Origin of the sequence: Agrococcus versicolor (genome assembly GCF_039531815.1) — a bacterium.
Classification (GTDB): domain Bacteria; phylum Actinomycetota; class Actinomycetes; order Actinomycetales; family Microbacteriaceae; genus Agrococcus; species Agrococcus versicolor.
Map to the genome: position 1 here is coordinate 421,619 of NZ_BAAAQT010000005.1, position 7,738 is coordinate 429,356.

Annotated in this window: 7 protein-coding genes and 1 pseudogene; 5 read left to right on the forward strand and 3 right to left on the reverse strand. The window is 73.8% G+C overall.

All coding sequences use genetic code 11. The annotated features are described in order from the left end of the window. Window positions 1-4: 4 nt before the first annotated feature. Complete coding sequence (locus ABD249_RS04835) at window positions 5-760, reverse strand: SDR family NAD(P)-dependent oxidoreductase (protein ID WP_344340971.1); 756 nt, start codon at window positions 758-760, stop codon at window positions 5-7. Window positions 761-850: 90 nt separating this feature from the next. Between ABD249_RS04835 and ABD249_RS04840 the strand changes: the two genes are divergently transcribed. Genes ABD249_RS04840 through ABD249_RS04850 form a run of 3 tightly spaced genes read left to right on the forward strand, consistent with a single transcriptional unit; the run spans window position 851 to window position 4,788 of the window. Beyond that, window positions 851-1,654 (forward strand): hypothetical protein, encoded by an 804-nt coding sequence (locus tag ABD249_RS04840; RefSeq protein ID WP_344340974.1) that lies wholly within the window; start codon window positions 851-853, stop codon window positions 1,652-1,654. Continuing rightward, entirely contained in the window at window positions 1,651-3,942 is a 2,292-nt protein-coding gene (locus ABD249_RS04845) for an HAD-IB family hydrolase (protein WP_344340976.1), read from the forward strand. The genes ABD249_RS04840 and ABD249_RS04845 overlap by 4 nt, the downstream gene beginning before the upstream one ends. 51 nt (window positions 3,943-3,993) lie before the next feature. Further along, a complete protein-coding gene (locus ABD249_RS04850; protein ID WP_344340978.1) occupies window positions 3,994-4,788 on the forward strand; it encodes a ferritin family protein in 795 nt (264 codons plus the stop codon). A gap of 63 nt (window positions 4,789-4,851) precedes the next feature. Here ABD249_RS04850 and ABD249_RS04855 read toward each other — a convergent pair whose 3' ends face one another. Beyond that, a complete protein-coding gene (locus ABD249_RS04855; RefSeq protein WP_344340981.1) occupies window positions 4,852-5,859 on the reverse strand; it encodes an endonuclease/exonuclease/phosphatase family protein in 1,008 nt (335 codons plus the stop codon). Window positions 5,860-5,911: 52 nt separating this feature from the next. On the opposite strand from ABD249_RS04855, the gene ABD249_RS04860 reads away from it, so the two are divergent. Together ABD249_RS04860 and ABD249_RS04865 are read left to right on the forward strand one after the other, a co-directional pair. Beyond that, window positions 5,912-6,772: a PHP domain-containing protein gene (locus ABD249_RS04860; RefSeq protein WP_344340983.1), complete on the forward strand. Its 861-nt coding sequence runs from the start codon at window positions 5,912-5,914 to the stop codon at window positions 6,770-6,772. A gap of 14 nt (window positions 6,773-6,786) precedes the next feature. After that, window positions 6,787-7,443, forward strand: a complete 657-nt coding sequence (locus ABD249_RS04865) for a suppressor of fused domain protein (protein WP_344340986.1) — start codon at window positions 6,787-6,789, stop codon at window positions 7,441-7,443. Between the two features lie 64 nt (window positions 7,444-7,507). Here ABD249_RS04865 and ABD249_RS04870 read toward each other — a convergent pair. Further along, window positions 7,508-7,738 (reverse strand): annotated as a pseudogene (locus ABD249_RS04870) (DEAD/DEAH box helicase); the annotation flags it as partial.

The window sequence follows — 7,738 nt, forward strand, 5'->3', positions numbered from 1 at the left end:
CAACCTACCGATCCCGGCGGGATCGCAGCGCACGCGACAGCGCGCGGACCCCGGGACGCGGCATCACCCGGAGCAATCCGGCGAATGCCTTGTAGCGAACGCTCGGTATGGAGAGCACCTTGCCGCGGTCGACGTCGCGCAGGCATGCCGCGACGACCGCGTCGGGCTCGAGCCACAGCACGTCCGGCAGCCCGGAGGCCGCCATGCCCGCGCGCTCGTGGAACTCGGTGCGCACCCAGCCGGGCATGAGCGCCGTGACGGTGACGCCCGAGCCGTGCAGCTCGTTCGCGAGCCCCTCGGTCATCGTCGTCACCCACGCCTTGATCGCGGCGTACGCGCCCATGGCCGTGAGCGCCGCCGTGCTCGACACCGTGACGATGGCACCGGCGCCGCGCGGCCGCATCGTGCGCGCGGCGGCGGCGGCGAGCCGCTGCGTCGCGCGCCCCATGACCTCCCATGCGCGGTCGTGCTCGTCGGGGTCGGCGCTCGCGATCGCCGCGTGCATGCCGAACCCGGCGCACGTCACGAGCATGCCGATGGGGGAGTCGGCCGACTCGATGCGGGCAGCGACGCGCTCCTGCTCGTCGCGCAGCGACAGGTCGGCGGGCAGCACCTCGACGTCGACGGGCAGCTCGGCGGCCATCGCCTCGAGCCGACCGCGGTCGCGGGCGACGAGGACGAGATCGTGGCCCCTGGCGGCGAGGGCGCGCGCGAACGCGGCTCCGATGCCGGAGGACGCACCGGTGACGAGCGCACGCATGCGCCCCACCATAGCCGCCGGTCGACGACACGGATCCGGTGCCGCGTCGCAGCACCGATCGGCCATGCGACGGAAGGTATTCTCAGGATGATGACCCGCACCCAGACGCAGGAGCGCGCCTTCGACGTCCGAGCCTTCGCGCGGGACGCCCGAGGCAGCCACCGCGATGCCCTCGACCTCGACGCCTTCGCCGGCTCGCCCCTCGACGACGTCGCGCTGCGCCTCGTCGCCGTCCTCCACACCGTCGAGGCCGCGACGATGGAGCGCCTGCGCGACATGCTCGTGACCGCGACGCACAAGGACGCGCGCATGACGGCGTTCCTCGTGACGTGGGCGTACGAGCGCTTCTGGATCGCCGACGCGCTCCGGGCGATCCTCGACGCGCACGGCCGCACGACCGAGCTCCACGGCCGGCCCCGCCTGCGCCTGCGCGAGCTCCCCGAGCGTCGCGGCCCCATCCGCCGCGCGCTCATCGCCAACGTCACGGGCGCCGACGTCGTCGCGGTCCATGCGACGGCCGGGCTCGTCGACGAGTGGATCGTCGGCGAGGCGTTCGGCGCGCTGCGCCGCCACGCACGCCACGCGACGATCGACGTGCTCGCGCAGATCGTCGACGAGGTGCAGGCCCGCCACCTCGACTTCCTCGGGCAGGAGGCCGAGCGCCTCCTCGCCGAGTCGCCGCGCGCCCGCCGGCTCACGAGCCGCGCGCTGCTCGGCACCGCCTGGCCCATCGGCGCGCTGCACGTGCCCGCGAAGGCCCGTCACCTGCTCGAGCGCCTGACGTTCGTCGGCGCGCAGGGCCGCCTCGCGCTCGGCCGTGTGCGCGACAACGTGGCGGCGCTCCCGGGGATGGATGCGACAGCCGCGCGTCTGGCTGCCAGGCTGGTGGCATGAGCCCCACCTCGAAGCCGCACGACCTCGGCGACGCCCACGTCCTCCTCACGGGAGCGACGGGGTTCGTCGGACAGGCGATCCTCGAGCGTCTGCTCGCGACGTTCCCCGAGACCACCGTCTCGATCCTCGTGCGCGGCAAGGGTGCCGAGTCCGCCGAGGACCGCGCGGCGGCGCTGCTGCGCAAGCCCGTGTTCGACCGCTGGCGCGCCGCGGTCGGCGACGAGGTCGCCGACGCCGCGATCGGGACGCGGATCACGGTCGTCGACTCTGGCCTCGACGAGGTCGCCCCGCTGCCGAGCGGCATCGACGTCGTCATCCACTCGGCCGCGAGCGTCTCGTTCGACCCGCCGATCGACGAGTCCTTCGACACGAACGTCGGCGGCGCCGTCGGCCTCTACGAGGCCGTGCTCGCCACGGGCGCCGACCCGCACGTCGTCCACATCTCCACCTGCTACGTCGGCGGCCTCCGCAAGGGCGTCGCGCTCGAGCGCAGCCTCGAGCACGACGTCGACTGGCGCCTCGAGCACAAGGCCGCCCGGCAGGCGCGCGAGCGCGTCGAGCTGCAGTCGCGCATGCCCGAGCTGCTCACGTCGTTCCTCGACGACGCGCGTGCCGAGCACGGCAAGGCCGGCCCCATCGCCGTCGCGTCCGCGAGCGAGGAGGCGCGCCGCGCCTGGGTCACCGAGCAGCTCGTCGAGGCCGGTCGCGCACGGGCGCAGAGCCTCGGCTGGACCGACGTCTACACGCTGACGAAGGCGTTCGCCGAGCGCGCCGCCGAGGAGCTGTGGGGCGCGCAGCGCCGCCTGTCGATCGTGCGCCCGTCGATCATCGAGTCGGCCGCGCAGCATCCCTACCCCGGCTGGATCGACGGCTTCAAGGTCGCCGACCCGCTCATCGTCGCCTACGGCAAGGGCCAGCTGCCCGAGTTCCCCGGCTCGCCCGACTCCGTGCTCGACGTCATCCCCGTCGACCACGTCGTCAACGCGGCGCTCGCCGCGGCCACGCAGCCGCCGCCCGCGGGCGAGCCCGCCTACTACCAGGTGGCGTCCGGCCGCTCGAACCCGCTGCCGTACCACCAGATCTTCGAGGAGGTGCGCCGCTACTTCACCGCGCACCCCATGCAGCAGGGCGACGCCCCCGTCATCGTGCCCGAGTGGACCTTCCCGGGCGGCGCGCGCGTCGACCGCCGCCTCCAGCAGCAGCAGCGCGCCGTCACGGTCGCGCAGAGCGCGCTGAAGGTGCTGCCGACGACGCTGCGCACGCGCCGCTGGCGCACCTCGGCCGACAAGGCCGTGCGCGACCTCGGACGCCTGCGCCAGTTCATCGCGCTCTACAAGGTCTACGTGCAGTCGGAGATCATCTTCGACGATGCGAGCACGAAGGCGCTGCACGCGTCGCTGCCGCCCGAGGTCGCCGCCGATCGCGGCTTCGACATCACGGCGATCGACTGGGAGCACTACATGCAGGCCGTGCACCTGCCTGCCGTGACCGAGCTCGCATCCTCGTTCTCCGCGCGACGTCGCGAGCGGGCGAAGGCCGCGATCGCCGAGTCGGCCGCCGACCTGCCGCAGCGCAGCGACGTCATCGCCGTGTTCGACCTCGAGGGCACGCTCGTCGACTCGAACATCGTCGAGCAGTACCTGTGGGTGCGCACGCAGGGCGTGCGCCGCACGGCGTACCCGGCGGAGGTCGCGAGGATGCTCGCCGACGTGCCCCGCTACCTCGCGGCCGAGCGTCGCGACCGGGGCGAGTTCATCCGCGAGTTCATGCGCCGCTACGAGGGCATGTCCGTCGAGCGCCTCGAGCGCATCGTCGAGGGCGGCTACCGCGAGCAGATGCTGTCGCATGCGAGCGCCGACGCGATCGAGCGCGTGCTGCAGCACCGTGCCGCCGGCCACCGCACCGTCCTCGTCTCCGGCTCGTTCGACCGCCTCGCCGCACCTGTCGCGGCGCTGTTCGACGAGGTCGTCGCCGGCTCGATGCACGAGCGCGACGGACGGCTGACCGGCTACCTCGCCACGCCGCCGCTCGTCGACGAGGCCCGCGCGTCGTGGCTCACGCAGTACGCCGCCGAGCACGGCCTCGACCTCGACGCGTCGTACGGCTACGGCGACAGCCACGCCGACCTCGGCTGGCTCGCGCTCGTGGGCCACCCCACCGCCGTCAACGCCGACTCCCGCCTCGCGGGCGAGGCGGACCGTCGCGGCTGGACCTCGGCGCGCTGGCGTCGTGGCCCGGCCAACCGTTCGCGGGCGCTGCTCCGAACCATCCCCGAGCCGACCGCGTAGCGGGCACGGCGAAGACCGCGGAGAAGGGAGCGGGCCACAGAGCCCGATCGCATGGCCTTCGACATCGACAGGTACACCAAGCAGTCCGAGGGCGTCCAGTGGGGCGACCTCGACCTCGACGCGTTCGACGACGACCCGCTGCCCGAGTCCACGCTGCGCACGCTGCGCTACATGTGCGACGTCGAGTACCACACGGTCTGCTACCTCCGCGACCTCCTCACGACGCCGTCGCACAAGGAGCCCGAGGTGGGCGCCTTCATGACCATGTGGAACCGCGAGGAGTTCTGGCACGGCGAGGCGCTCGCCGCCGTGCTCGCGAAGCACGGCATCACGGTCGACTACGACGTGCTCAAGGCGACGCGCGTCAAGCTCGGCTGGAAGGACCGCCTCGACCCCGTGAAGCAGTCGCTGCTCGGCAACGTGGTCGGCAACGACTTCGTCGCCGTGCACATGACGTGGGGCGCGGCGAACGAGTACTCGGCGAACGCCGCCTACCACCGCCTCGCGAAGATGCAGTCGCATCCCGTGCTCACGCCGCTGCTCAAGCGCATCGCGATCCAGGAGTCGAAGCACATCGCCTTCTACGCGACGCAGGCGCGCAAGCGGCTCGAGTCGTCGCGCAAGGCGCGCGTCATCACGCGCTTCGTCATGTCGAAGGTGTGGCAGCCCGTGGGCTCCGGCATCAACACCGACGACGAGGTCACGCACGTCATGACCCACCTGTTCCAGGGCCCCGACGGTCGCAAGCTCATCCGCGACATGGACACGAAGATCTCGGCGCTGCCGGGTCTCGAGGGCCTGCACATCGTCGAGAAGGCGATGGACGGGCGGGGCGTCGCCGCCTGACCCGTCCCGTCTGATCCGGGTCGTCCGTCCTACCCCGTCGCAGCCGGTCGGCGCGGGCCGCGGCTAGCGCGGCCGCAGCACGACGACGACCGGGCGGTGGTCGGTGCCGAGGTCGTCGTAGCCCGTGAGCACCTGCGCGTCCACGGGGCGCCAGTCGGGGGTCGCGACGACGTGGTCGATCTGCGCGCCGAGCCACGCCGGCGCCCACGTCGGCCACGAGCCGACGGCGCCCGAGCCCGTCGCGCCCGCGGCGTCGACGCACGAGCCGATGTCGCCCGTGCCGACGCCGAGGGACGTCCAGTGGTCGAGCGTCGAGTTGAAGTCGCCGCCGACGATCACCGACGCGTCGTGCGTGCACAGGCCCGCGACGAAGTCGAGGTCGGCGCGCCAGTTGCGCATCTGCTGGGGGACGGGCGCGACGGGATGCGTCGCGACGAACGTCGGGCCCTCGCCGTCGTCGGGCGTCGCGACGACCGTGGGCAGCGTGTTCGTCTGCCCGACGTCCGCCGAGGGCTGCGCCGTGTACGAGCCGAGCGCGGCCGACACGAGCAGCGTCGTGTTGAGCGCGCCGTAGTCGGCGTTCGAGAAGTCGGTCGTGAGCGCCCAGAACGGGATGCCCTCGGCGCCCAGCAGCACCGCGACCTCCGTGCCGGTCTCGATCGTCGTCTCCGGCAGCATGACGACGTCGGCGCCCGTGTCGCGCACGAGGCCCGCGATCGCCTCCGCCCCCGGCGCGTCGCCCAGCGTGTTCCAGGTGAGCACGACGAGGTCGCCGTCGTCGGCCTCGACGGCAGAGTCGTCGATGCCGCGGGAGAGGTGGATGCCCGACGACGCGACCATGAACACGACGAGCAGCACGACGACGGCACCCGCGAATCGGCGGATGCGGCGCGCGGCCGACAGCAGCAGGAACAGCACCGCGAGCACGGCGGCGATGCCGACGACCCCCATGCGCACCGCCACGACCTGCGCGACGATCGGCGCCTGCTCGAGCCCGAACGTCTGCGGCCACGCCGCGACGAGCAACGCCGCGGCGACGGCGATGCCGAGCAGCCAGCCGAGCACCTTCATGCCTCCAGGGTAGGTGGCCCGGCCGTGCGCGCGCGGCTCGTACGATGGAGTCATGGCACGACCGTGGGGGAGCATCGACCTGCACGCCCACTCCACGGAGTCGGACGGCACCGAGTCGCCGCGCGAGCTCGTCCTCCAGGCGCACGCCGCGGGCCTCGACGTCGTCGCGATCACCGACCACGACACCGTCGCCGGCTGGCCGAGCGCGATCGAGGCGGCTCGCGAGGTCGGCATGGGGCTCGTGCCGGGCGTCGAGTTCTCCGCCCAGCAGCAGTACGCGAGCGTCCACGTGCTCGGCTACCTCGTCGACCCGGCCGCGCCGGCCTTCCTCGCCGAGCGCGAGCGCATCCGCGTCGAGCGCGTCGAGCGAGCGCGCCGCATGGTCGAGCGCATCGGCGTCGACCACCCGCTCACGTGGCAGGACGTGCAGGACCACGCGGCGCCCGGCGCGACCATCGGCCGTCCGCACATCGCCGACGCCCTCGTGACCCTCGGCGTCGTCCCCGACCGCTCGAGCGCGTTCGACGGCATCCTGCACTGGCGCGGCGGCTACTACCAGCCGCATCGCGCGCCCGCGCCGGTCGTCGCCGTGCGCATCATCCGCGAGGCGGGCGGCGTGCCCGTCATCGCGCATCCCGCCGGCCGCGGCCAGGCGACGATGGACGAGCTCGTCATCGCCGAGCTCGTCGACGCCGGCCTCTTCGGGCTCGAGGTCGAGCACCGCGACAACCCGCCCGAGGCGCGGGCGTGGCTGCACGAGCAGGCGAGGCGGCACGGCCTGATCACGACGGGCTCGAGCGACTGGCACGGGCGCGGCAAGCCCAACCTGCTCGGCGAGCACACGACGACGCCCGAGGCGCTCGAGGCGATCCTCGCCGAGGGCACGGGCGCCGAGCCCGTGCTGCCGGCGTGACGAGGGGCGAGGCCATGCACGACGACATCCGAGCCGGCGACCTGCACGCGCAGACCCTCGTGCAGCACCTCACGCGGCATCTGGGCGAGCCGAGCGCGCTGCTCGCGGAGTCGATGCCCGACGAGCTGCGCATCGACCTCGTCGTGTTCCCGCCCGCCGAGGGCAGGCCGTTCGTGACGCTCGCGACCGTCGGCATGTCGGACCTGCCGATGCACGTGCCCTCCGAGCTCGCCGATCGCGCACGGCAGGAGCTGCTCATCGGCGTCCCCGCCGACTGGCCGGGGCTCGCGGGCGGCGTCGCGGACGTCGACGGCACGCTGCGCGACGAGGCGGCGTACTGGCCCATCCGGCTCGTGAAGGGCCTCGCGCGCTATCCGCGTCGCAGCAGCACGTGGATCTCGTGGGGGCACACGGTGCCGAGCGGGGCGTCCTTCCACGAGGGCGTGCCGTTCTCGACCGCGCTCGTGGGGCCGCCGCTCGGGCTGCCCGAGGCCGTCATGACGGTCGAGACGGCCGTCGGCCGCGTCTCCTACCTGGCGGTGCTGCCCATCACGGAGGCGGAGACGGCGCTCGCCACCTCGTCGGGCGGCGGCTCGGACGACCTCGTCGAGCGGCTCGCGGCCGCGGGCGTGACGATCGCGGTCGATCCGGCGCGCGCCTCCGTCGTCTGACCGGCGCCCGCACGCGAAGGACCCCTCCGGCCGAGGCCGGAGGGGTCGCGTCCGTGCGGTGCGGTCAGGCCTGGGGCGCTGCCTGGCCCGAGCCGCCGGAGCGGCGGCGACGACGACGCCGTGCGGGCGCCGCGTTGCCGTCGTGGTGCTCGGTGCCGCCACCGTCGTGGGTGCCGCGCGCCTGCGCGGGCTGCGTCGCCTCCGCGGCCGCCTGCGGCTCGCGCGCCGCGTCGCCCTGGCCGCCGGAGCCCTGGCCGCCGGAGCCGCGACCGCCGCGACGCTGACCGCCTCGGCC

Excerpts from the sequence above, each read along its gene's own strand:
- ABD249_RS04855 (WP_344340981.1), bottom strand. The coding sequence starts at position 5,859 with ATGAAGGTGCTCGGCTGGCTGCTCGGCATCGCCGTCGCCGCGGCGTTG.
- ABD249_RS04850 (WP_344340978.1), top strand. The coding sequence starts at position 3,994 with ATGGCCTTCGACATCGACAGGTACACCAAGCAGTCCGAGGGCGTCCAG.
- ABD249_RS04865 (WP_344340986.1), top strand. The coding sequence starts at position 6,787 with ATGCACGACGACATCCGAGCCGGCGACCTGCACGCGCAGACCCTCGTG.
- ABD249_RS04860 (WP_344340983.1), top strand. The coding sequence starts at position 5,912 with ATGGCACGACCGTGGGGGAGCATCGACCTGCACGCCCACTCCACGGAG.
- ABD249_RS04845 (WP_344340976.1), top strand. The coding sequence starts at position 1,651 with ATGAGCCCCACCTCGAAGCCGCACGACCTCGGCGACGCCCACGTCCTC.
- ABD249_RS04835 (WP_344340971.1), bottom strand. The coding sequence starts at position 760 with ATGCGTGCGCTCGTCACCGGTGCGTCCTCCGGCATCGGAGCCGCGTTC.
- ABD249_RS04840 (WP_344340974.1), top strand. The coding sequence starts at position 851 with ATGACCCGCACCCAGACGCAGGAGCGCGCCTTCGACGTCCGAGCCTTC.